The organism is Kurthia huakuii LAM0618 (assembly GCF_000505545.1).
Classification (GTDB): domain Bacteria; phylum Bacillota; class Bacilli; order Bacillales_A; family Planococcaceae; genus Kurthia; species Kurthia huakuii.
This window is the reverse complement of record NZ_AYTB01000017.1, coordinates 122,197-146,012: the sequence shown is the minus strand read 5'-3', so window position 1 is coordinate 146,012 and position 23,816 is coordinate 122,197. Positions and strand designations below refer to the sequence as shown.

General features: G+C 44.1%; 19 protein-coding genes, 15 tRNA genes and 3 rRNA genes. 5 read left to right on the top strand and 32 right to left on the bottom strand.

From position 1 onward, the window contains the following. Positions 1-8 precede the first annotated feature (8 nt). Positions 9-521 carry a hypothetical protein gene (locus V514_RS0115820; protein WP_029500836.1) on the top strand — a complete coding sequence of 171 codons (513 nt, stop codon included), beginning with the start codon at positions 9-11 and terminating at the stop codon, positions 519-521. A gap of 215 nt (positions 522-736) precedes the next feature. Here V514_RS0115820 and V514_RS19345 read toward each other — a convergent pair whose 3' ends face one another. From V514_RS19345 to V514_RS0115805, 3 genes are all read right to left on the bottom strand, one after another. After that, positions 737-1,642: a C40 family peptidase gene (locus V514_RS19345; protein WP_035944998.1), complete on the bottom strand. Its 906-nt coding sequence runs from the start codon at positions 1,640-1,642 to the stop codon at positions 737-739. Continuing rightward, positions 1,642-2,718, bottom strand: a complete 1,077-nt coding sequence (locus V514_RS0115810; protein ID WP_029500835.1) for a dipeptide epimerase — start codon at positions 2,716-2,718, stop codon at positions 1,642-1,644. The genes V514_RS19345 and V514_RS0115810 overlap by 1 nt, the downstream gene beginning before the upstream one ends. 98 nt (positions 2,719-2,816) lie before the next feature. Then, positions 2,817-3,737, bottom strand: coding sequence for a S66 peptidase family protein (locus V514_RS0115805; protein ID WP_029500834.1), 921 nt, complete (start codon positions 3,735-3,737; stop codon positions 2,817-2,819). Positions 3,738-3,857: 120 nt separating this feature from the next. Here V514_RS0115805 and V514_RS0115800 point away from each other — a divergent pair, with 120 nt between their 5' ends. Beyond that, on the top strand, positions 3,858-4,541 hold the full coding sequence (locus tag V514_RS0115800) for a gamma-glutamyl-gamma-aminobutyrate hydrolase family protein (RefSeq protein ID WP_029500833.1): 684 nt from the start codon (positions 3,858-3,860) through the stop codon (positions 4,539-4,541). A 41-nt stretch (positions 4,542-4,582) separates the two neighbouring features. On the opposite strand, the gene V514_RS0115795 is transcribed toward V514_RS0115800, so the two are convergent. The 23 genes from V514_RS0115795 to bcp form a co-directional block, all read right to left on the bottom strand. Then, positions 4,583-5,314: a hypothetical protein gene (locus tag V514_RS0115795; protein ID WP_029500832.1), complete on the bottom strand. Its 732-nt coding sequence runs from the start codon at positions 5,312-5,314 to the stop codon at positions 4,583-4,585. Between the two features lie 167 nt (positions 5,315-5,481). After that, a tRNA-Leu gene (locus tag V514_RS0115790) sits at positions 5,482-5,563 on the bottom strand. A gap of 30 nt (positions 5,564-5,593) precedes the next feature. Beyond that, a tRNA-Cys gene (locus V514_RS0115785) sits at positions 5,594-5,667 on the bottom strand. A gap of 29 nt (positions 5,668-5,696) precedes the next feature. Next, positions 5,697-5,771: transfer RNA gene (locus V514_RS0115780), tRNA-Gly, on the bottom strand. A gap of 3 nt (positions 5,772-5,774) precedes the next feature. Beyond that, positions 5,775-5,849: transfer RNA gene (locus V514_RS0115775), tRNA-Gln, on the bottom strand. Positions 5,850-5,853: 4 nt separating this feature from the next. Further along, positions 5,854-5,929 (bottom strand) — tRNA-His (locus tag V514_RS0115770). A 67-nt stretch (positions 5,930-5,996) separates the two neighbouring features. After that, positions 5,997-6,070, bottom strand: a tRNA-Trp gene (locus V514_RS0115765). 7 nt (positions 6,071-6,077) lie between these two features. After that, positions 6,078-6,161: transfer RNA gene (locus tag V514_RS0115760), tRNA-Tyr, on the bottom strand. Positions 6,162-6,169: 8 nt separating this feature from the next. Further along, positions 6,170-6,242, bottom strand: a tRNA-Thr gene (locus tag V514_RS0115755). 3 nt (positions 6,243-6,245) lie between these two features. Continuing rightward, positions 6,246-6,321 (bottom strand) — tRNA-Phe (locus V514_RS0115750). Positions 6,322-6,341: 20 nt separating this feature from the next. Then, positions 6,342-6,418: transfer RNA gene (locus tag V514_RS0115745), tRNA-Asp, on the bottom strand. A 2-nt stretch (positions 6,419-6,420) separates the two neighbouring features. Next, positions 6,421-6,497 (bottom strand) — tRNA-Met (locus V514_RS0115740). Between the two features lie 19 nt (positions 6,498-6,516). Continuing rightward, a tRNA-Val gene (locus V514_RS0115735) sits at positions 6,517-6,592 on the bottom strand. Positions 6,593-6,596: 4 nt separating this feature from the next. After that, positions 6,597-6,671, bottom strand: a tRNA-Glu gene (locus V514_RS0115730). Positions 6,672-6,732: 61 nt separating this feature from the next. Next, positions 6,733-6,824: transfer RNA gene (locus tag V514_RS0115725), tRNA-Ser, on the bottom strand. A gap of 15 nt (positions 6,825-6,839) precedes the next feature. Then, a tRNA-Asn gene (locus tag V514_RS0115720) sits at positions 6,840-6,916 on the bottom strand. Between the two features lie 20 nt (positions 6,917-6,936). After that, positions 6,937-7,052: ribosomal RNA gene (gene rrf / locus V514_RS0115715) — 5S ribosomal RNA — on the bottom strand. Positions 7,053-7,168: 116 nt separating this feature from the next. Beyond that, positions 7,169-10,097 (bottom strand): 23S ribosomal RNA (locus V514_RS0115710). Between the two features lie 190 nt (positions 10,098-10,287). Beyond that, a 16S ribosomal RNA gene (locus V514_RS0115705) occupies positions 10,288-11,843 on the bottom strand. The 16S, 23S and 5S rRNA genes sit together here with 15 tRNA genes alongside, the layout of an rRNA operon. 291 nt (positions 11,844-12,134) lie before the next feature. Continuing rightward, positions 12,135-13,004 carry a nucleotidyltransferase-like protein gene (locus tag V514_RS19340; RefSeq protein ID WP_035944996.1) on the bottom strand — a complete coding sequence of 290 codons (870 nt, stop codon included), beginning with the start codon at positions 13,002-13,004 and terminating at the stop codon, positions 12,135-12,137. Between the two features lie 136 nt (positions 13,005-13,140). Beyond that, complete coding sequence (gene perR / locus V514_RS0115695) at positions 13,141-13,593, bottom strand: peroxide-responsive transcriptional repressor PerR (protein ID WP_029500831.1); 453 nt, start codon at positions 13,591-13,593, stop codon at positions 13,141-13,143. A 155-nt stretch (positions 13,594-13,748) separates the two neighbouring features. After that, the gene (locus V514_RS0115690) at positions 13,749-14,693 is read right to left on the bottom strand and encodes a D-2-hydroxyacid dehydrogenase (RefSeq protein ID WP_029500830.1); all 945 of its coding nucleotides are present in this window, start codon (positions 14,691-14,693) and stop codon (positions 13,749-13,751) included. Continuing rightward, on the bottom strand, positions 14,694-15,164 hold the full coding sequence (gene bcp, locus V514_RS0115685; protein ID WP_029500829.1) for a thioredoxin-dependent thiol peroxidase: 471 nt from the start codon (positions 15,162-15,164) through the stop codon (positions 14,694-14,696). A 105-nt stretch (positions 15,165-15,269) separates the two neighbouring features. Between bcp and V514_RS0115680 the strand changes: the two genes are divergently transcribed. After that, positions 15,270-16,376 carry an FUSC family protein gene (locus tag V514_RS0115680; protein WP_029500828.1) on the top strand — a complete coding sequence of 369 codons (1,107 nt, stop codon included), beginning with the start codon at positions 15,270-15,272 and terminating at the stop codon, positions 16,374-16,376. Between the two features lie 142 nt (positions 16,377-16,518). On the opposite strand, the gene V514_RS0115675 is transcribed toward V514_RS0115680, so the two are convergent. The 3 genes from V514_RS0115675 to mutY all read right to left on the bottom strand — a co-directional run bounded on the left by V514_RS0115675 (position 16,519) and on the right by mutY (position 20,151). Further along, on the bottom strand, positions 16,519-18,264 hold the full coding sequence (locus tag V514_RS0115675; RefSeq protein WP_029500827.1) for an ABC transporter ATP-binding protein: 1,746 nt from the start codon (positions 18,262-18,264) through the stop codon (positions 16,519-16,521). Between the two features lie 146 nt (positions 18,265-18,410). Continuing rightward, positions 18,411-18,971 (bottom strand): nucleoside tri-diphosphate phosphatase, encoded by a 561-nt coding sequence (gene ntdP, locus V514_RS0115670; protein ID WP_029500826.1) that lies wholly within the window; start codon positions 18,969-18,971, stop codon positions 18,411-18,413. Positions 18,972-19,086: 115 nt separating this feature from the next. Continuing rightward, on the bottom strand, positions 19,087-20,151 hold the full coding sequence (gene mutY / locus V514_RS0115665) for an A/G-specific adenine glycosylase (protein WP_029500825.1): 1,065 nt from the start codon (positions 20,149-20,151) through the stop codon (positions 19,087-19,089). Between the two features lie 98 nt (positions 20,152-20,249). Between mutY and V514_RS0115660 the strand changes: the two genes are divergently transcribed. Beyond that, positions 20,250-21,221, top strand: coding sequence for a metal-dependent hydrolase (locus V514_RS0115660; RefSeq protein WP_029500824.1), 972 nt, complete (start codon positions 20,250-20,252; stop codon positions 21,219-21,221). Between the two features lie 145 nt (positions 21,222-21,366). Here V514_RS0115660 and V514_RS0115655 read toward each other — a convergent pair whose 3' ends face one another. From V514_RS0115655 to recX, 3 genes are read right to left on the bottom strand one after another with little or no spacing between them, the layout of a single operon-like run. After that, positions 21,367-21,630 carry a YfhJ family protein gene (locus tag V514_RS0115655; RefSeq protein WP_035944994.1) on the bottom strand — a complete coding sequence of 88 codons (264 nt, stop codon included), beginning with the start codon at positions 21,628-21,630 and terminating at the stop codon, positions 21,367-21,369. 1 nt (position 21,631) lies between these two features. Further along, positions 21,632-21,955, bottom strand: a complete 324-nt coding sequence (locus V514_RS0115650) for a YfhH family protein (RefSeq protein ID WP_029500822.1) — start codon at positions 21,953-21,955, stop codon at positions 21,632-21,634. Beyond that, on the bottom strand, positions 21,942-22,757 hold the full coding sequence (gene recX / locus V514_RS0115645) for a recombination regulator RecX (RefSeq protein WP_029500821.1): 816 nt from the start codon (positions 22,755-22,757) through the stop codon (positions 21,942-21,944). The genes V514_RS0115650 and recX overlap by 14 nt, the downstream gene beginning before the upstream one ends. A gap of 109 nt (positions 22,758-22,866) precedes the next feature. Between recX and V514_RS0115640 the strand changes: the two genes are divergently transcribed. Next, on the top strand, positions 22,867-23,766 hold the full coding sequence (locus tag V514_RS0115640) for a TIGR01777 family oxidoreductase (RefSeq protein WP_029500820.1): 900 nt from the start codon (positions 22,867-22,869) through the stop codon (positions 23,764-23,766). Positions 23,767-23,816 lie beyond the last annotated feature (50 nt).

Here is a 23,816-nt window from a genome sequence, read left to right as displayed (position 1 = left end):
CAAAACACATGGCAAACATTACATTGGCAGGAGCCGTCAAATTAAAAAGCATTTTACGCAAACGTATTCAAGAGTTAGAGATGGAAATTTATCGCGTTGCTTATACGAAAGTGGAAGGCGATGCTACACCTGAAAAACCAACACGCGCTCTTGAAGTCGTCGATGCGGAGCTATTAGATGTGCGCGCAGATAGCCGCACGCTAGATCGTTTAATTTACGAAGCAAACAGCCACCATACGATCAATTTTGATGGCAAGGCGCTCAAACTTGTCGAAGCCATTGAGCTTGCGACGCAGTTCCGTGCACACGCCGACATTTATAAAAACTTATCACATGCTGAAAAACGCGAGCTTGATTATATGAATGATGAGCTACCCATTTATACAGTCGCATTATTTGATCCAGAACACTATCGCGTTGAGGCGTTAACATTTGAACGCCATGCACATAAACTTTCAAATGCCGTCAACGCGAAAAACTATCAAATCGAGCTTGATTTTGATGAGGATAAATATTTCTAACCTTCGATAAGATGAGAGTCCTTATCGAGGCATTGTCGCTGCTTTAAAAACCTTTCTAGGTATATGCAAACCAATAACTCTTTCCCAGTTACAACGTGACCAATGACCACTTACCAACCAAGGACATGGCCATGTATCCAATTTGTGTAGTCTTAAAAAAGCAGTCCAATGAAAAAAGGATGGTGCTCCGCTTTGGAGTAACCATCCTTTTTTAGTTAGAAGCGACGCACTGCGCACACTTCGTTATCTAATTTCGACCCTTCAAGCGGCAAAATCTCGACAGGTAAACCCGTTGAATGCGAATGAAGAATTTGGCCATCGCCAAAATAAAAACCGACATGACGCACCGGCTTCACGCCAGGTTCATCCGAGAAGAATATGACATCGCCAACTTGCCATGTCGAGCGGTCTAGATGATTGACTTCCTTGCCCTCGGTTGCCTGTTCATCGGCATCACGCGACATTAAAATGCCGACCGAACGCGCCATTTGATACGTGAATCCTGAACAATCGTAACCATACGAGCTCATGCCACCCCATAAATAAGGTAAATCTAAAAACGCCAGACCATGCTGTACAGCTTGTGCCATCGTGCCTGGATTACCAACAGCATTTGATGCAGTAACCGTTGCTTGCGCCTTTAAGATTTGCTGCGTCCCGTGTGGTGTTTCTACGGTGAAATGTTTATCATCCTCGACAATATACGGCAACATCGTATTAAATGATACGACAATCGTTGGCTTGCCATGCTGCCAAAGTTGCGCGCGCGGAGCTGTGACAATCACATAACGCTCGCTCGTTTGTACCGTTGCTTCTTGCAGTTGCGCTGTTGGGATATAACCTGGATAGCCACGTTCATCTTTTTTACTCTTTTGATGAACGACACATACTTTTGCCCAGCCGTCTTGCTGTTCATCGATTAGTACATATTCCCCGTATAGTACTTGCGACTGAATGCGATTGTTATCACATAAATCAAGGCGCTCAGGTTTCGGTAGTTGTTCGAGCCATTTATTCAACGTTTGTGGATTCGTTAAAGCTGCGGCATCTATATCACGTGCTTTTTCTGGTGACGTCCATAGTGTTGCGACCGGTACGTTAACAATTGCTAATGTTGACATTACTTCATTCCCCCAATTCCTAGTCCTCGTGCATCGGTAAACGTGATGCGGCTACCATCATACTGTATCCCGCCCTCAATCGTCTCTTCGTTTAGCATGAGCGGCGCATCAAAATCGTAATATAAAATATTCGATTGACTTGCAGCAAAATGCGCTGCTGCTGTGACGCCAAGCTTCGTTTCAATCATACTGCCGACCATACAAGTCATATCATAGCTTTGTGCGAGCGCATTGATTTTTAGCGCTTCGTAAATACCGCCTGCTTTCATCAGCTTAATGTTAAACATATCTGCGGCGCGCCCTTCAATAATGCGACGTGCATCATATAACGAAAAGACACTTTCATCGGCCATAATCGGTAGTAGCGTATGATTTGTGACATAGGCCAAGCCATCAATATCATGCGCTGGCACAGGTTGCTCAATAAATTCGATTCCTAAATCCAAGTCTTCCATGCGGCCAATAATACGCACCGCATCTTTCGCTGACCAGCCTTGATTGGCGTCTAAGCGCAGTACAACATCATCTGTGACAGCTTGTCGAATCGCTTGAATGCGGCGAATATCATCTTCGGGGCTACCGATACCGACTTTAATTTTTAAGACATCAAAACCGCTTTCAACGTAACGCTGTGCATCGGCGGCCATTTCTGCTGGCTCATTAACACTTACCGTAAAATCGGTTTTAAGCTCTTGACGTGCGCCACCTAAAAATTGATAGAGTGGCATATTGGCAGCTTGCGCTAATAAATCATAGAGCGCCATATCAAGCGCCGCTTTTGCACTTGTGTTACGCACCATCGCGTTATGTAAAAGATGAAAAACATGATCGCTATAACGTAAATCTTGACCAATTAATTGCGGCGCAAACACTTCTTCAATCGCAAATTGAATACTCGCCACCGAGTCTCCGGTCACGACATGTGTTGGTGGTGCTTCGCCATAGCCTTTCAAGCCATTATCAAGCGTGATTTCCACATAGATTGCTTCTGCTACCGTGACCGTACGCAACGCCGTTTTAAACGGTTTAACGAGTGGTACGGCTTTTTTTGTCGTGTTAATTTGTTGAATAATCATGCGCTCATCTCCCTACTCTTTCTTTAAGCGTATCGTAATTTTCGCAATTTTACAAATTCACTGCATAGAAAAAGACTTGCATAAGCAAGCCCTAATCACTATTCTACGCCCGGTAAAACAGCTAAATATTTTTCATCAGCATCTAAAATAACATCGACGCCTAGCGGCAATGCAACATTTAAGCGTTCGTGACCAATTTTAAAGCCACTAACGACCGGTTTATTAATATGGGCAAAATATTCATCAAACAGCGCATCAAGCGACGGTGAATCTGTATAGTCGCGTGGCTCCGCCAATGTAAAATCACCGATAACAATACCCGACGCTTGCTCTAATTTACGCGACTGCTTTAATTGATTGAGCAATTCATCAATTTGCGCTGGCTCTAAGCCGATATCTTCAATCAATAACACTTTGTTTGTCGTATCTAACTCAAATTTTGTGCCGATGCTGTTGACGATACGCGTTAAGTTACCACCAACGAGTTGTCCACGCACGCGCCCTTCATGAATCGTTGTTAGCTTCGAAATGTTTTTATCATAGTAAATCTCCGCTGGTGCGAACAACTGCTTAAACATCATTTTTGTACGTTCTGGCACATCATCATGGCCGATACTTGAAATGGTCGGTCCATGAAATGTTACTAAGTTGCTTAGTTGTCCAATCGCAGTGTGTAAAAATGTTAAATCTGAAAAACCCCAGAAAATTTTCGGATTTTCTTCTAATAGCATATAATCGATTTTATCGGCTACACGCGCTGCTCCGTAGCCGCCACTCGCACAGAAAATAGCCTTAATTTCAGGATTTTCTACCATCGCTTCAAAATCACGCGCACGGTCACGGTCTGAGCCGGCAAAATAATGCACATGCTTTTGAATGCTATCGCCCAATACATAACGCAAGCCAAGCTCTTCTAAATAACGCAAGCCGCGCGTGACATTGTCCATATTTGGCGGTGTTGATAAAGCGACGATACCGACTAAATCGCCCTGTTGTAAATGTGCTGGTCTTGTTCTCATTGATGAAAACTCCTTTTATCGTTTACTTCCTCTTTAACTGTATCAAAAAAGCGACTTGCTGACACTTTTTTTCATTGTTGAAATCAGTTATAGTTAAAAAAAGGAAATGGAGGAATGTTCATGAAACCAATTATCGGTATCACCATGCAACCTGTAAAAGGGGCACAGCAGCTTAACCAGCGCTATATCGAATCCATTTTAGCAGCAGGTGGCGTACCGCTATGCATCCCAAATACTACGCCAATCGGGGCCATTATTTCACGTCTTGATGGCCTGCTCGTTATCGGCGGCGATGATATTCACCCGAAGTTTTTTGATGAAGAGCCGCATCGCGCGCTTGGTTATGTCGATATAACGCGTGATGAAAGCGACATTGCAGCAATTAATGCAGCGCTCTCACAACAAATGCCGCTGCTAGCAATTTGCCGCGGGGCACAAGTTTTAAACGTCGCACTTGGCGGTTCCGTTTATCAAGATATTCCGAGTCAATTGCCACAAACCATCCAGCATAAACAAGCTTCTAGCCGTGCAACACACATTCATACAGTTCATGTTGTGGCACAAACAAAACTTGCTGCCATTGTTCATAGTGACTCGATCATGACAAATTCATTCCATCATCAGTCTGTTAAAGACGTCGCACCCGCGCTCATCGTCAGTGCAACAACGAGTGATGGCGTCATTGAAGCGATTGAACACCCCGACGAGCCATTTTGCGTTGGTGTACAGTGGCATCCAGAAGAATTGCACGACGAAGCATCTAGCCAATTGTTTCACGCTTTTGTTGAGGCTTGTCACCATTAAAAAAAGAGAGGAGCTCCTCTCTTTTTTTTACATCGTTTTAATTACGACTTGCCCACGATTGACTTTTGCCTCATATCAAAATAACTGAATGCCTTCTCAAGCGAACCTATTTGACTCTCTAATAGCCCCTGACAAATCGGGTACATAAAATGAAAACTTTCGACAATCATATCTTGCTGTTGCAATAGCATTAAAATCGCACGACATTCCGCATAATCTTTATTCAAATAAAATAACTCAAATGAATAAATCCAAAACATATAACGCGCCATTTGACCGACATCTGTATTTTTTTCATAAAGTGCACGTATTTGATAATGGAGGCGCAGCCCTTCGTCATATTTTTTTGTATCTACAAAATAGTACATTAAATTATTGGCAACGGCACACTTTAAATCTGTATAATTTTTTGTTGAGAGGTCCGCTAGCAACTTTTCATAAGCTTCTACTGGTTTGCCAATACGATTGTATATATTAAAAATAATTTTATTTAACTCGTGACGTTCCTTAATTTCTTCATAACCATACCGATCAATCAATGGATTCACTAAAATAATATACTGATGTAACTCTGCAATGCGACTCGTATTTACTAAAATACGTTCAAGCCACACTATCGCCGACACATACGTATCTAAGTCATTGTGCTGAAATGAACTTTCGATAACAAGACGAAAAAGTGGCTCAGCTGCATCATAATCCCCACGCTCAAAAGCTTGTTGTGCTAACTCAAACTGCTGTTGTTGCTGTGCTCGTGTAAATAATTTTTCCATGAAACGCTCCTTTACATGAAATTGCTCAACTTATTAATCTTGTACTTGGACTATACACTATGTTAGAATATTTCTTCAAATATAGCATTTTTACATAATAAGGAAAATGTTAAATTTCATAAAAAAAGACTCTAATCGCAATGGATTAGAGTCTATATAAACCTTGATACCGGTGGTCGGGATCGAACCGACACTCCTTACGGAACACGATTTTGAGTCGTGCGCGTCTGCCAATTCCGCCACACCGGCATAATATAAAAGTTAAAGTAAATAAAAAAATGGAGGCGGCAACCGGATTTGAACCGGTGGTAGAGGTGTTGCAGACCTGTGCCTTACCACTTGGCTATGCCGCCATCATTAAAAAATATAAAATTTTAAAAATTGGAGCGGAAGACGAGGTTCGAACTCGCGACCCCCACCTTGGCAAGGTGATGTTCTACCACTGAACTACTTCCGCATATGGCTGGGGTACCAGGATTCGAACCTGGGCATGACGGAATCAAAATCCGTTGCCTTACCGCTTGGCTATACCCCAATAATGGGGCGACTGATGGGGATCGAACCCACGAATGCCGGAACCACAATCCGGTGTGTTAACCACTTCACCACAATCGCCATTACATTATTATGTTTGTCTGGTGATTAAAAAGTAATCACCTGAACATTATAAGTTTAATTACATTGGCAGGGGCAGTAGGAATCGAACCCACACCAAAGGTTTTGGAGACCTCTATTCTACCGTTGAACTATGCCCCTGTAAAAATGGTGGAGGGGGGCAGATTCGAACTGCCGAACCCGAAGGAGCGGATTTACAGTCCGCCGCGTTTAGCCTCTTCGCTACCCCTCCAAAATATATGCCGGCGAAAGGAGTCGAACCCTCGACCTACTGATTACAAGTCAGTTGCTCTACCAACTGAGCTACACCGGCAAATGGTGGGTTTGGACGGAATCGAACCGCCGACACTTAGAGCTTCAATCTAATGCTCTACCAACTGAGCTACAAACCCACAATTAAATTTTTAAAAAATGGCGGTCCGGACGGGACTCGAACCCGCGACCTCCTGCGTGACAGGCAGGCATTCTAACCAGCTGAACTACCGGACCATTGGTTGCGGGGACAGGATTTGAACCTGCGACCTTCGGGTTATGAGCCCGACGAGCTACCGAACTGCTCCACCCCGCGATAATAGTATTGAATTAAATGGTGGAGGATGACGGGATCGAACCGCCGACCCCCTGCTTGTAAGGCAGGTGCTCTCCCAGCTGAGCTAATCCTCCAAAATGGTGACCCCTACGGGATTCGAACCCGTGTTACCGCCGTGAAAGGGCGGTGTCTTAACCGCTTGACCAAGGGGCCATCAGAGAAATTTTTAAAATTTCTATTTATATAAATAAGTTCTGAGTGTCGTGAAGAACAATGGCGGAGAGTAAGGGATTTGAACCCTTGAGACAGGGTTACCTGCCTACACGATTTCCAATCGTGCTCCTTCGGCCACTCGGACAACTCTCCGAGATATCAAAAAAATGGCTCCGCTGACAGGACTCGAACCTGTGACCCTCTGATTAACAGTCAGATGCTGCTACCAACTGAGCTACAGCGGAATAATAAAATAAGAATTACAGCCTAGCAACGTCCTACTCTCACAGGGGGAATCCCCCAACTACCATCGGCGCTAAAGAGCTTAACTACTGTGTTCGGCATGGGAACAGGTGTGACCTCTTTGCCATCATCACTAGACTATTTTCTTAATGACAACAATAATTATATCATCTTCTTGTAAAAAGTCAATGCTTTTTATTATGATAAAATAATTGTTCTTTCAAAACTGGATAAAATGTGACATGAAAGTATATTTGGTTAAGTCCTCGACCTATTAGTATTCGTCAACTCCGTATGTCGCCATACTTCCATCTCGAACCTATCTACCTGATCGTCTTTCAGGGGTCTTACTTACTTGCGTAATGGGAAATCTCATCTTGAGGGGGGCTTCATGCTTAGATGCTTTCAGCACTTATCCCGTCCACACATAGCTACCCAGCGATGCCTTTGGCAAGACAACTGGTACACCAGCGGTGTGTCCATCCCGGTCCTCTCGTACTAAGGACAGCTCCTCTCAAATTTCCTACGCCCACGACGGATAGGGACCGAACTGTCTCACGACGTTCTGAACCCAGCTCGCGTACCGCTTTAATGGGCGAACAGCCCAACCCTTGGGACCGACTACAGCCCCAGGATGCGATGAGCCGACATCGAGGTGCCAAACCTCCCCGTCGATGTGGACTCTTGGGGGAGATAAGCCTGTTATCCCCAGGGTAGCTTTTATCCGTTGAGCGATGGCCCTTCCATGCGGAACCACCGGATCACTAAGCCCGTCTTTCGACCCTGCTCGACTTGTAGGTCTCGCAGTCAAGCTCCCTTGTGCCTTTACACTCTGCGAATGATTTCCAACCATTCTGAGGGAACCTTTGGGCGCCTCCGTTACCTTTTAGGAGGCGACCGCCCCAGTCAAACTGTCTGCCTGACACTGTCTCCCACCCCGATAAGGGGTGCGGGTTAGAAGTTCAATACATTTAGGGTAGTATCCCAACAACGCCTCCACCGAAACTGGCGTTCCGGTCTCTCAGGCTCCTACCTATCCTGTACAAAATGTATCAAAATTCAATATCAAGCTACAGTAAAGCTCCATGGGGTCTTTCCGTCCTGTCGCGGGTAACCTGCATCTTCACAGGTACTATAATTTCACCGAGTCTCTCGTTGAGACAGTGCCCAAATCGTTACGCCTTTCGTGCGGGTCGGAACTTACCCGACAAGGAATTTCGCTACCTTAGGACCGTTATAGTTACGGCCGCCGTTTACTGGGGCTTCAATTCTCAGCTTCGCTTGCGCTAACCAATCCTCTTAACCTTCCAGCACCGGGCAGGCGTCAGCCCCTATACATCACCTTACGGTTTAGCAGAGACCTGTGTTTTTGATAAACAGTCGCTTGGGCCTATTCACTGCGGCTCTCTCGGGCTTGCACCCTACCAGAGCACCCCTTATCCCTAAGTTACGGGGTCATTTTGCCGAGTTCCTTAACGAGAGTTCTCTCGCTCACCTTAGGATTCTCTCCTCGACTACCTGTGTCGGTTTGCGGTACGGGCACCTCTCACCTCGCTAGAGGCTTTTCTTGGCAGTGTGAAATCAGGAACTTCGCTCTAAGAGCTTCGCTATCACAGCTCAATGTTAAAGAGTGCGGATTTGCCTACACTCACACCTCACTGCTTAGACGCGCATAACCAACAGCGCGCTTACCCTATCCTACTGCGTCCCCCCATTACTCAAATGGTGAGGAGGTGGTACAGGAATATCAACCTGTTATCCATCGCCTACGCCTATCGGCCTCGGCTTAGGTCCCGACTAACCCTGAGCGGACGAGCCTTCCTCAGGAAACCTTAGTCATTCGGTGGATGGGATTCTCACCCATCTTTCGCTACTCATACCGGCATTCTCACTTCTAAGCGCTCCACCAGTCCTTACGATCTGACTTCACAGCGATTAGAACGCTCTCCTACCACGGACATCTGAGATGTCCATCCACAGCTTCGGTGAATCGTTTAGCCCCGATACATTTTCGGCGCAGCGTCACTCGACCAGTGAGCTATTACGCACTCTTTAAATGATGGCTGCTTCTGAGCCAACATCCTGGTTGTCTAAGCAACGTCACATCCTTTTCCACTTAACGATTACTTGGGGACCTTAGCTGGTGGTCTGGGCTGTTTCCCTTTTGACTACGGATCTTATCACTCGCAGTCTGACTCCCGCGTATAAATCATTGGCATTCGGAGTTTGTCTGAATTCGGTAATCCGGGATGGACCCCTAGTCCAAACAGTGCTCTACCTCCAAGATTCTTAGCCGCGAGGCTAGCCCTAAAGCTATTTCGGAGAGAACCAGCTATTTCCAGGTTCGATTGGAATTTCTCCGCTACCCACACCTCATCCCCGCACTTTTCAACGTACGTGGGTTCGGGCCTCCAGTAAGTGTTACCTTACCTTCACCCTGGACATGGGTAGATCACCTGGTTTCGGGTCTACAACCACATACTCATTCGCCCTATTCAGACTCGCTTTCGCTACGGCTCCGCCTTATCAGCTTAACCTTGCATGGGATCGTAACTCGCCGGTTCATTCTACAAAAGGCACGCTATCACCCATTAACGGGCTCTAACTACTTGTAGGCACATGGTTTCAGGATCTCTTTCACTCCCCTTCCGGGGTGCTTTTCACCTTTCCCTCACGGTACTGGTTCACTATCGGTCACTAGAGAGTATTTAGCCTTGGGAGATGGTCCTCCCAGATTCCGACGGAATTTCACGTGTTCCGCCGTACTCAGGATCCACTCTGGAGGGAATGAACTTTCAACTACAGGACTGTTACCTTCTTTGGTGGGCCTTTCCATGCCGCTTCGCTTAACTCATTCCTTTGTAACTCCGTATAGAGTGTCCTACAACCCCAAGGAGCAAGCTCCTTGGTTTGGGCTCTTCCCGTTTCGCTCGCCGCTACTAAGGGAATCGAATTTTCTTTCTCTTCCTTCAGGTACTTAGATGTTTCAGTTCCCTGAGTCTGCCATCATCACGCTATGAATTCACGTGTAGATACTGTCCTATTAAAAACAGTGGGTTCCCCCATTCGGAAATCTCCGGATCAAAGCTCACTTACAGCTCCCCGAAGCATATCGGTGTTAGTGCCGTCCTTCATCGGCTTCTAGTGCCAAGGCATCCGCCATGCGCCCTTAATAACTTAACCTATATAAGTTATTAAGCCTAAAAATTAAAACTTAATAATAAAAAATCTATAATAGAAATTTGTTTGTTACTTTCAATGTCGTTTTATCCAGTTTTCAAAGAACAAGTTTTAGAAGATTCATAAACCTTCAAAACTGAACAGCAAGTGTAATCGTAGATGACCGAGTCATCTATTCCGTAATAATCCTTAGAAAGGAGGTGATCCAGCCGCACCTTCCGATACGGCTACCTTGTTACGACTTCACCCCAATCATCTATCCCACCTTAGACGGCTGGCTCCATAAATGGTTACCCCACCGGCTTCGGGTGTTACAAACTCTCGTGGTGTGACGGGCGGTGTGTACAAGGCCCGGGAACGTATTCACCGCGGCATGCTGATCCGCGATTACTAGCGATTCCGGCTTCATGTAGTCGAGTTGCAGACTACAATCCGAACTGAGAACGGTTTTATGAGATTGGCTAACCCTCGCGGGCTTGCAGCTCTCTGTACCGTCCATTGTAGCACGTGTGTAGCCCAGGTCATAAGGGGCATGATGATTTGACGTCATCCCCACCTTCCTCCGGTTTGTCACCGGCAGTCTCCTTAGAGTGCCCAACTAAATGATGGCAACTAAGAATAAGGGTTGCGCTCGTTGCGGGACTTAACCCAACATCTCACGACACGAGCTGACGACAACCATGCACCACCTGTCACCAATGTCCCCGAAGGGAAAGTCTTATCTCTAAGACGGTCATTGGGATGTCAAGACCTGGTAAGGTTCTTCGCGTTGCTTCGAATTAAACCACATGCTCCACCGCTTGTGCGGGCCCCCGTCAATTCCTTTGAGTTTCAACCTTGCGGTCGTACTCCCCAGGCGGAGTGCTTAATGCGTTAGCTGCAGCACTAAGGGGCGGAAACCCCCTAACACTTAGCACTCATCGTTTACGGCGTGGACTACCAGGGTATCTAATCCTGTTTGCTCCCCACGCTTTCGCGCCTCAGTGTCAGTTACAGACCAGACAGTCGCCTTCGCCACTGGTGTTCCTCCAAATCTCTACGCATTTCACCGCTACACTTGGAATTCCACTATCCTCTTCTGCACTCAAGTTCCCCAGTTTCCAATGACCCTCCACGGTTGAGCCGTGGGCTTTCACATCAGACTTAAGAAACCACCTGCGCGCGCTTTACGCCCAATAAATCCGGACAACGCTTGCCACCTACGTATTACCGCGGCTGCTGGCACGTAGTTAGCCGTGGCTTTCTAATAAGGTACCGTCAAGGCGCGTTCATTACCTAACGCACTTGTTCTTCCCTTACAACAGAGTTTTACGATCCGAAAACCTTCATCACTCACGCGGCGTTGCTCCATCAGACTTTCGTCCATTGTGGAAGATTCCCTACTGCTGCCTCCCGTAGGAGTTTGGGCCGTGTCTCAGTCCCAATGTGGCCGATCACCCTCTCAGGTCGGCTATGCATCGTTGCCTTGGTAGGCCGTTACCCTACCAACTAGCTAATGCACCGCGGGCCCATCCTGTAGTGACGCCGAAGCGCCTTTTAGCTTAAAGCCATGAGGCTAAAAGAGTTATCCGGTATTAGCTCCGGTTTCCCGAAGTTATCCCAGTCTACAGGGCAGGTTGCCCACGTGTTACTCACCCGTCCGCCGCTAGGTTGTTTGAAATGCAAGCATTCCAAACAACCTCGCTCGACTTGCATGTATTAGGCACGCCGCCAGCGTTCGTCCTGAGCCAGGATCAAACTCTCCATAAAAAGTGTTTGAAAGCTCATTTGCTTTGCTAGCGTTATCTTGCTTGATAACATTTTGTTTCGATTCTTAATTGAACCGAATTTATTGTGATTACATCTTGCTTGTTCAGTTTTCAAGGTTCATGTCGTTCGCCGTTATCTTAACGACTCATTTATTATATCATCATAACTTTTCAGAAGTCAACAACTTTTTAAAAAGTTTTTTTCATTCGTTTTGTTATGTTGTTAGCGCCCTGTTTTTCAAGGACAAGTAATATAATACAATAGTTATTTATAAACGTCAAGCATTTTTTATCACTTTTTTTCTACTGTGTAATAGCGATGGTAGACACCCGGACTCTTCGTCTCAATACGGTCTATCTCAATATAGCCTTTCTCCACTAGAAACTCAACGAAAAATTCTAAGTTAACCGAATAGATGTTTAGTTCCTCATGTTCATGCAGTTGTTGCACACTCCAGCGTGGTTGTTGTGCGATTACTTCTAATAGATGCTGTGCACTTTCGTCAATGCTTTCTTCTATTAAGAGTTTCACAAGCTCAAAAATATCAATTAGGCGTGCTTTAATCTCTTTATGGCTCGTAATGAACTTTTCATATAGGTTGTATACTTCCACATTGTAACCTTTCAATTGATTCCATACGGTTACTTCTGGATAACGCCCTTGTTGAATAATTGCTTGGCGTGCCAAATGATGTAATACCTCTATCATATGATTGTACGCATCAAAATAATCGCGCGCATCAAATGACACTTTACTCTCTTCATAACGACGAATCATCTTCGCAAATTCAACGCCGAGCTTTACTTGACGTCCTTCAAATGGATAATCTTTTAGGTTTTTCTTTAATGTCTCTACATATTCATTGCGATCAAATAACACTTTCCCGTAAAAAAGCCAGTCGACGATTTTTTTATTATAGCCAACAATTAACCACTTTTGAATTTGTTTTTCCGTAATAATATGCATGACGGCTTTCTTCTGTTCAAAAGCGTAATGTTTCGTAAATACTGGTTTGTCGCTATCCTTTGTAATAATAAATAGCACCGTATCGAAATTGTCGGTAATCGGGCTCACAGAATCAATTTTTTCAACGAGAATGACACCTAGTGTATTTGAATCGCTTGCACGTTCTTGATAGATTGGGCGTAAATGTAAATCCATTAAACTCTCCTCCTAAACAATTGTATCCGTTTTGATTATAACTTGAAAAATGAATTGTCGCTATCGTTCGACACATTTCACCGAAAAAAAAGAACAACAGGAGCTGCGCTTGCACGCCGTCCTGTTGTTAGCTAATTTATAATGCCGTTTTTACTTTTTCACTCTTCGCTTGACACTCTGGGCATGTACCGTAAATTTCCATACGGTGTGAATTGATTTCAAAATTCGTTACCTGTGCGGCTACATGCTCAACCTCGTCTAGTCCAGGATAATGGAAGTCAACGATTTTACCACATGATTCGCAAATAACATGATAGTGTTTCGATGTGATGAAATCAAAGCGACTAGCGTTATCACCATATGTTAACTCTTTTACGAGACCCGCTTCGCGGAATACGCGTAAATTGTTATATACAGTCGCTACACTCATATTTGGAAATTTTGATGCTAATGCTTTATAAATATCATCCGCTGTTGGATGCGTCATTGTTTCAATTAGATATTCTAAAATCGCATGACGTTGCGGAGTAATACGTACGCCCGTTGTCTTTAGCGTGTCGAGTGCATTTTTCAATTGCAGTTCAGACATCGCCATGCACCTCTTTCATACAAATTATTAATTTATAATTGTTATTAATAAGTTTAACTGTCACATGGCAATACTGTCAACTTTATTGATTAAAACGACCAATAGTCCTAGATTCAAAACGTTTGAATTTTCAATTAGCTTCCACTCATTCTCAATTAGTAGCCAAGTGTCAAGTCAACAAAGTTCTCCAATTGCGCTTGTTCGCCATTTCGCCACTTCACTAAGTTCGGTTTAAAAATCGCAAAACTGCGCTCTAAATAACGTGATGAGTGACTCGAAACATGTGGTGATACCGTCATATTCGGTAAATCCCATAGCGGTGAATCGTCCGGTAATGGCTCTGTTTCAAAAACATCACACACGGCAGCGGCGATTTGTTTCGATACAAGTGCATCAGTTAATACCGATGTTTCAACAAGTGAGCCGCGACCAAAGTTTAAGAATAACGCGCTTTCTTTCATCGCTTCAAAATGCGCTGCTGTCATTAAATGTTTTGTTGCCGCTGTGTCCGGCAATACCGATATGACAATATCCGCTTCCGGCAAGGCCGATGTTAAGTCAGCAAAACTTACCATGCGGTCCATATACGCCGCATCGCGACCTGAGCGATTGCAACCAATTGTCGTCACATGGAATCCTTTTAATAGACGCCCGATTTCGCCGCCAATCGCGCCCGGACCAAGAATAAGCGCCGTTGAGCCAAACAATTCGCGCTGTTTTAAATTACGTTTCCACTCATGTTTTGTTTCATAATGATAAATTTGTGGCAATGAATGGTAATAGGCTAAAATATGCATCAGTACAGATTCAGCCATTGGTACTTTGTGAATACCACGCACATTCGTCACCGGAATACCGCGAGCTGCAATGGCCGCGTTTGGCATTTTTTCAATACCCGCAGATGCCACCATAATCCACTGTAAGTTTTCAGCAGTCTCAATATGTGCTGCTGTTAAATCTTCACCGTATGTCACGATAATCTCGGCGCGCGCTAAATCCGCATCGTCTACCGTTCTTGAAAAAACGAATTCTTCATTCGGAAAACTTTTTACAACATCTTCTTTTAAATCCGGTCGTGGATCAAATGTGAAATAAATCATTTAGTTCGCTCCCTCGCGTAATGTTGTCAGTACCGTGTTAATATGGTCTTTCACACGAACATTGCGCCATTCACTCACGACTTGTCCATGTTCATCGATTAAAAATGTCGAGCGCACGATGCCCATATATTCTTTGCCAAAGTTTTTCTTTAGCTGCCACACACCATATGCCTCGGCCACTGCATGGTCCTCATCAGCTAACAATGAAAATGGTAGCTCATACTTGTCGATAAATTTCGTATGACGCGCTGCTGGGTCTGGGCTCACACCAACGACGACCGCATTCAAATCCGAAAAATCAGTGTGGGCATCGCGGAAATCACATGCCTCCGTTGTACAGCCTGGCGTCATATCTTTTGGATAAAAGTAAAGAATCACCTTTTTTCCTGCAAAATCGCTCAAAGAGATGCTTTCGCCTCGTTCATTTGGTAATGTAAAGCTTGGCGCTTTTTGGCCAACTAAGTTTGTCACGTTAAAAAACCCCCTTTTTTATATTGTAACAAGTTCTTTTCAGCAATGCTTGAAACATGTTAAAGTACGACTATATTGAATGAAAGAGAGGTTGCCATTTCTACAATGAAATTAGGTGCCCGTATATTAAAAACTGGCGTTGCGATTGTCTTCGCCTTTTATTTAGCTGAATGGTTGCAGTTGCCATCGCCAATTTTCGCTGGAATCGCTGCAATTTTTGCGATTCAGCCATCGATTTATCGTTCGTATAAAACGATTATCGAGCAAATCCAAGGAAATGTCATCGGAGCCCTCAGCGCCATTGTTTTTGCATCGATTTTTGGTGTCGAACCTGTCGTTGCTGGCTTTGCCGTTATTGTGACATTGCTTATTATGATGAAATTAAATTTAACGAGTAGCATTTCGCTCGCGCTCGTAACCGTTATCGTCATTATGGAAGGTCAAAACTTCGACCATTTCAATGAATTTTTATTATTTGCGGTTATCCGCTTTGCAACAGTTATGATCGGTGTGCTTGCTGCCTTTATTGTCAACTTAGTCTTTTTACCACCGAAATATGAAACGCGCCTGTTTGCCTCGATTAAGTATTTACAAGACGATATTACGCGTTGGATTCGTCTTGCAGTACGCCAAGCATCGGAACACACCTCAACGAAGCAATCGGTGCGTACACTTCGTAGCCATCAGAAAAAGCTTGAGCAAATTTATGAGCTTTATAAAGAGGAGCGCACGTATACAAAGAAGGCGCTTTTTGCAAAGCAGCGTAAACTCGTTATTTACCGTCAAATGCTGACGACAACGAATAAAAGTTTAGAAACATTAAACCGTTTATTTATTCATGAAAATGAACTGGCAAATATGCCGGAGCGTTTCCATATTATGATTCAAGAACGCCTTGATTTTTTATCGACGTATCATGAGCAGCTGTTTTTAAAATATACCGGCAAATTAAAGCTGCATCATACGACGTGGATTGGCCAAGATGAATTTTTACAGCGCAATGAAATTATGGATATTTTCGCCGATTACGTTATCGAGCAGCATGAGCGTGAAGGTGATGAAGAATTTTCGAGCTATCACTTGTTGCATATTTTGTCGCGGATTTTAGATTATGAAGAAAATTTAGAGCATCTTGATACGCTCATTTCTGCCTATCAAAATTATCACGCAAGCGAGTTACTCACCGAACGTGATGAAGACAATATTTTATAACAAAAAGAGGCTAGGACATACGTGTAAAAACACCATCTCAGATGAGCATAAGAAAAACCGGAATCGCGCTGTGGCGCGGTTCCGGTTTTTTGTGGCGAACGCTAAAAAAGGAACATGAACTGTTTTGTCCCAGCCTCTTTTTTTAATCTAATTTTTGAACCGTAAATAAATCGTGGTAAATCCCTTGCTTAGTCATCAGTTCTTTATGCGTACCACGTTCTTTTAATTCGCCGTGGTCGATGACGATAATTTGGTCGGCATGTGTAATCGTTGATAGTCGGTGTGCGACAATTAGCGTTGTACGATTATGCGCAAGGCGGTCGAGTGATTCTTGAATCAATGCTTCACTCTCTAAATCAAGTGCAGACGTTGCTTCATCTAAAATTAAAATAGGTGGATTTTTCAAGAATACGCGCGCAATCGCCACACGTTGTTTTTGACCACCTGATAATTTCACACCGCGCTCCCCGACCGGCGTATCGTAGCCTTCTGGTAAGCCCATAATAAAGTCATGCGCGTTTGCTGCTTTTGCCGCCGCAATCATGTCTTCATCGCTGGCATTCGGATTCCCCATCAAAATATTTTCACGAACCGAGTCGCTAAATAAAATATTTTCCTGTTGTACGATGCCGACTTGCCCGCGTAATGATTCAAGCGTGACATCGCGGACATCATGACCATCAATTTCAATGCTGCCTTCAAGCACATCGTAAAAGCGCGGAATCAAACTAATAATCGTTGATTTACCGCCACCACTCATGCCGACAAAGGCTGCCGTTTGTCCAGGTCGAATAGAAAAATTAATGTCCTGTAACACATTGCGCCCGTTATCATTGTAGCGGAATGACACATCATTAAAGTCTACTTGCCCCTTCACAGCTGGTAATGCTAACGCACCGTCTTTGTTTTCGATATCGTATTTTTCATCGAATAAATCAAACATACGGTCCATCGACGCCACCGATTGTGTCAGCGTTGTCGATGAATTGACAAGACGGCGCAGTGGATTGTAGAGCATATCGATATAGCCGATAAATGCCGCCATCGTCCCGATTGTAATATTCCCTTGAATAACATGATACCCTGCGTAGCCAAGTACTGCGACCGGCGCTAAACCGGTAATCGTATTGACGACCGCAAATGTATAGGCATTCCAGCGCGTTTGTGCGAGTGCTTTGTTTAAAAAGTTGCCGTTCGTTTCAGCAAAAATGCCTTGTTCATGCTTTTCAAGTGTAAAACTTTTAATAATGTTCATGCCTTGCACACGTTCATGCAAGTAGCTTTGTACACCTGCCAATGCTTTTGAGCGTTCGCGCGTTAAGCTGCGTAGTTTCGTAAAGAAATATTTCACACTAATCATATAAAATGGTAGTGCAATCAATGTAATCAGCGTCAATTTCACATCGAGCATCATCATAATGCCGATTGCGATGACAACCGTTACAAGGTCAATCCAAATATTCATTAAACCGGTCATAACGAATTCCTTCGTTTGTTCGACATCATTAATCGTACGAGAAATGACATCGCCAACGCGGTTATTTGAGTAAAACTTCAAGCCAAGTTTTTGCAGGTGTTCATATAGCTGTGTCCGAATGTCGTATAAAATCCGGTTGCTGACACGCTGCGCAAAATATTGGCGGAAAAACTCGACGGGCGGGCGGATAACAAAAAATAAAATGGCAACAATGCCAATGCACCATGCGAGTCCTTCCATTTGTTGTGCTTTCGTTAGCTCTTCGGCGCCAATAATATCATCGATGACAATTTTCATGATAAACGGCGTCGCCATCGGAATTAAAAATTTCACTACGCCGATTAAAAACGTAATGACGATATCCCATTTATATGGCCTAACAAATTGCATGTAACGCTTCATACTGCCCATGCGCTTCAGATCCTTTCGTCAAAAATGCGTTGTTCATTGTAGCATATATCCAGTCGTTTTTTTACTAAAGCGACTTAAAAAACAAAAAAGGAACGGCCCCACTGGCGTGAGACAGTTCCTTTCTTCCACCGTTATGCTAGATGGTGTCATTCATGTTGTTGATTTTTTTCATCATTTAATTGGCGTTGGAACTTATAGCGATTTGTCCAGGCTTCAATAAAATCTGGCGCAAACGGTCCACGACGCTGCTCCACCCAATGAATCAATTTTTGTAAGTTTGCTTTTAAAATACTATCGATAACTGGTGGGTAATTCATCAGTTGACGATGGTCTTCGTACTCATCCTCATCAAGAAGTGTGTACGACATATCTGGAAACACTTTTAAATCTAAATCATAATCAATATATTTTATTGCGTTGTGATCGAATACAAATGGCGAGCTCATATTACAATAATAATACACGCCATCTTCTCTTAGCATACAAATAATGTTATACCACAATTCCGAATGAAAATACGTAATTGAAGGCTCTCTCGTTAGCCACGTTCGGCCGTCCGACTCCGTAACGAGCGTGCGTTCATTTGCTCCGATGATCACTTTATTTGTGCTCTTTAGTACCATCGTTTCTTGCCATACGCGGTGAATGCGGCCATTGTGCTTATAACTATGTATTTGTACGATTTCCCCTACTGCTGGAATCGCCATTACAAGCCCCACCTTTGTAAGCACTACTAAAAAAGTGCTTTTGTAACATTATAACAATCCTATAAACAAAGGTGTAGTTAAAAACTGCGATTATCCCAAAAATCCATTGAATTTTTTACATTTTTTGACGTTCGATACGATATTGTGCTAAAAATTTCTGCATCGATACCGGCAATGGTAAATTTTCAACTTCCTCTAACGTTAGCCACGTAGCGCGCTCTCGTGGTGCTCCTACATTCGCCGCGCGTAACACGTAACCATTCATCTGCCAAACGAGATGTGAAAACACATGTTTTAGCGGCATCAAATGTTCTTTTCCGGCTAGCTCAAAATGATAATTTTCTGCGACAACGCTATCGGTCACCACATCTTTTTTCACTTCGACCATCGGGAACTGCCACATATTCGCGAGTAAGCCCGTTTCTGCGCGTTGTTCCATTAAAATACGACCCGCTTCATCCTCGACAATAAAGACATCATACGGGATTTTTTTCGTTTTTATTTTTTTCGTTTTCACCGGTAATTTCTCCGGCTCTCCGTCATGGAAAGCCGTACAATAATCACGCACTGGGCATAATAGACAGCTTGGCGATGTCGGTGTACAAACCATCGCACCTAGCTCCATCAATCCTTGGTTAAATGCCGATGGATTGTCGTAATCGATTAACTCCATGACCGCGCGCTCGAATATTTTTTTCGTTTTCGGTAACGCAATATCTTCCTCAATTAATAATACGCGGCTAAGAACTCGCATCACATTGCCATCTACGGCATGTTCCGGCACGCCATATGCAATGCTCAGTACCGCACCGGCCGTATAAGGTCCGACCCCTTTTAATGTCGAAATTTCCTCGCGCGTCTTTGGCACAACGCCGCCGTAATTTTCAACGACCTCGCGCACACCCGCCTGCAAATTACGCACGCGTGAGTAGTAGCCAAGCCCTTCCCATTGTTTTAATAAAAACTCCTCATTGGCATCTGCTAGTGCTTGTGCGGTCGGGAACTTTTCTAAGAAATTTTCGTAGTATGGAATGACCGTATCCACACGCGTTTGCTGGAGCATCACTTCCGACACCCAGATTTTATATGGGTCGGTTGTATGGCGCCACGGCAAGTCGCGTTTTTCGCGGTTGAACCATTCGACAAGTGCTTTTTGAAATTGTTTCGTATAACGATACAAATCGTTTCCTCCTTATTTATTGCTCGTAGAAACGAGTAAAATATTGTAAAATAGAACTATAACATAATGATTGAAATTGGCACTAAGGAGCTGATTTTTTGGATACAGGTACACACTTAGTTATGAGTGTCGCCATCAGTGGCCTTGCGCTTGCAGACCCTGTTGTTGCATCGCATCCGATGACATTTGCGGCCGTTGCAACGGGCATTATTCTTGGCTCGCAAGCACCCGATATCGACACGATTTTGAAATTGCGCAATAACGCCGTCTATATTCGCCATCACCGTGGCATTACGCATTCGATTCCAGCCGTTATTATTTGGCCATTGCTTATTACGCTCGTCTTGCATTTGCTGTTTCCAACCGCGGATACGTTGCACGTCTGGCTCTGGTCATTCGGTGCAGTTGGGCTCCATGTCTTTGTAGACATCTTTAATGCATACGGCACACAAGCAGTGCGGCCATTTTCAAAAAAATGGGTTGCACTCGGCATTATTAACACGTTTGACCCGATTATATTCGGCTTACATGTCGTGGCGATTTTAGCGTGGGCATTTGGTGCACCACCCGTGCCAACGATGGCGACGCTTTATGTCGTACTCATCGGTTACTATATCGTACGCATTTGGCTACATCAAGCCGTTATTACAGCCGTTAAAAATACAGTACCCGACGCCGAAGAAGTGATTTTATCCCCGACGCGCTACTTTTTACAATATCGCGTCGCGGCAAACTCCAAAACACATCACTATGTAGGGCGCGCATACGGCCGGTCCATTACAATTTATGATAAATTTGAAATTGAACCACTGCCACAAACACCGCTATTTGCGGCCGTCTTGCAAGATGAAAACTTTAAATCATTCGTGTCCTTTTCACCCATTTATCGCTGGGAAATGCGTACACTAAAAAATGATATTCAAGAAGTGCGCCTCATTGATTTGCGTTACCGCAGTAACAATCGTTATCCATTTGTGGCGGTTGCGCATGTTGATGCTAATTACAATATCGTGCAGTCCTACACCGGTTGGATTTTTAGTGAAGAAAAATTACAAAGTAAATTAGCCTAATAAGTGATGACAGCGCTCGCTCAACTTCGAACGGCATCTTCATATTATTTCATCACTCCAACGAGCCACCTCCAAGATGGCTCGTTTTTTTCATGCCTCAAAAAAAGGCTTGGTGCCAAGAATTGCTCCTTAGCGCCAGCCTCTATTATTCAACTTCATCTAATAAATGGGCATACTTCGGATTGCGCCCTGCAAACGCATGAATGTCGCGACCATAGCTTTGAATCCACTGACGGATAATACGCTCAGTCATTTCCATACCCTTATAATCATAGCCTGCTTTTGCATAAGTCGATTCAAAATCGCTCCACAATAATTCAATCCAAACACGCGCCTTCGCTTCTGACAGCTGACTTGCATCAACTAACTCAGCCGTTAGCTCCGCTATTTTTTGTTCGATTTCCTTCATGTTAGAACATCTCCCCAGCCGGCACTAGCATCGCAATCGGAATCGCCTCTGCTTCAACAGTACCACCTAAACGGTAACCCCATGCGTAAACACCTTTTAAATAATCAATTTTGAAGAACACGCCTGGGTCCCCTTCAATACGGTAAATTTCATCTTTTTTAAAATCAGCTGGATCCAATAAAAATGAGCTTGCTAAAATCGCTTTACGTTCATAAACAGCAAACTCATTAATGATGCCTAATTGCTCCGCTTTACGTGCTTTTTCTTTTAATACACCGATTTCTGAGCGTAGTTCCGCTTCGGTCATTTCGCTATATTTCTTCATGTTCTTGCTCCTTCTGTTCGATAAATTTATCTATAATATCGCCGGGAAAGCCTTTTTGATAGAGCGCTTGTTTCACTTTCATACGCAAATCATAGCCGGTAAATTTCGCCGCATATTTGCGCCACGCTTTGTCCCCTTGCCCGTCAAGCATCGCTGACCAATCTTCCTCATCGGTCGTAAAATCAAGTTTGGCAAGCGCTTGTTCAATAATCGCAAAGCTATACCCTTTACGCAAGAGGAAATCTTGAATCTTTTGCTTTTGCTGCATCGGCGTTTTACGCGCTTCTTGGCGTTGCTTCTTCTCGGCAAGTTCAGACGCTAACTGAAGTTGCTCCGCTTCATCAAAATTTCCGAGCGCTTGTTGCTGCGTTTGTTCATCAATTCCTTTGCGCTTTAATTCCTGCTGAATCGCACGCGGCCCTTTTTTCATCGTATTTTTTTTCGTTTCGACAAAGGCACGCGAATATTCGGCATCGTTTAAAAAGCCGAGGCGAATTAATTTTTGGATGGCCTCTTGAATGACCGCTTCGCCAAATTCAGCCGCTAGTAACTTTTTGCGCACTTCCTCTTCGCTGCGCATTTGATACGTTAAATAAGATAACCCTCGATTGAACGCACGCGACATTTCATCATCAAACGCAATATCACCAAGCGTCCATTCATCAAGCACCTTTCCTTTTGTGAGGCCGTACTGCACGAGAATCGATTCATCCACACTAAATGAATACTGCTCATTTAAGTAAATATTGTAGCGCTCGTCATTGCGCTTTTGTCGCGTAATCTTCGTGATGACTTTCGACATACGTAGCAACCCCTTTCTTTTGATAGTATACCTGTTTTCAGTTGAAACTTCACGGGCATACACTTAATAATAGAAGGAAGTAACTGAAACATTAAAAGGAGGAATTTTCATGAAGATTGCGATTACAGGAGGGACGGGCCTTGTCGGTTCAGCCTTAACAAAAATTTTACAAGCACACGGACATGATATTGTCATTTTAACGCGCGGCTCAAACGATTCAAAAGATGCCATTGATTATGTACAATGGCTCGTTGATGATGCACAACCAGAGCTTTATTTAGAAAATATTGATGCGATAGTCAACTTAGCTGGCGTATCCCTAAACGATGGCCGCTGGACCGATGAGCGCAAGGCAGCCATTTATAATAGCCGCGAACAAGCGACAACGGAAGTGCTACGCTTAATTCACGTCTTAGATGACACACCCAAAGTGCTCATTAACGCGAGTGCTGTCGGTATTTATCCAACCTCATTAAACGCTGAATACACTGAAACTTCTGATGAACAGGCGCATGATTTCCTCGGCAAAACCGTCAACATGTGGGAAGGTCTTGCAGATCAAGCAGTAAAAGAAGGCGTGCGTGTCGTCAAAACGCGCTTCGGTGTGATTTTTGACAAGGAAGCCGGTGCTTTCCCGCTACTCGCGGCACCGTATAAATACAATATTGGCGGCAAACTTGGCGATGGCAAGCAATGGGTTTCATGGGTGCATGTTGAAGATGTGGCACGCGCCATTGCGTTTAGCTTAATGAATGATGAGATTGAAGGCGTCGTCAACGTCACATCCCCTTATCCTATTCGCATGAAACAAATTGGCGACTTTATTGCCGAAGCATTGCATAAACCAAATTGGCTAGCTGTCCCAGAAGTAGCGTTAAAATTAGCACTCGGTGAAAAAAGTCAGCTCATTTTAGAAGGCCAAAAAGTACTTCCTACCGTGCTAAATACGCATGGATTTGAATTTAACTATCCAACGATTACAAAAGCATTGCAACAGCTACTACGTTAAAACTTCACTGTAGCGGCAGAAGCTTTTCTTTTATTCAAGACGGCGTTTCG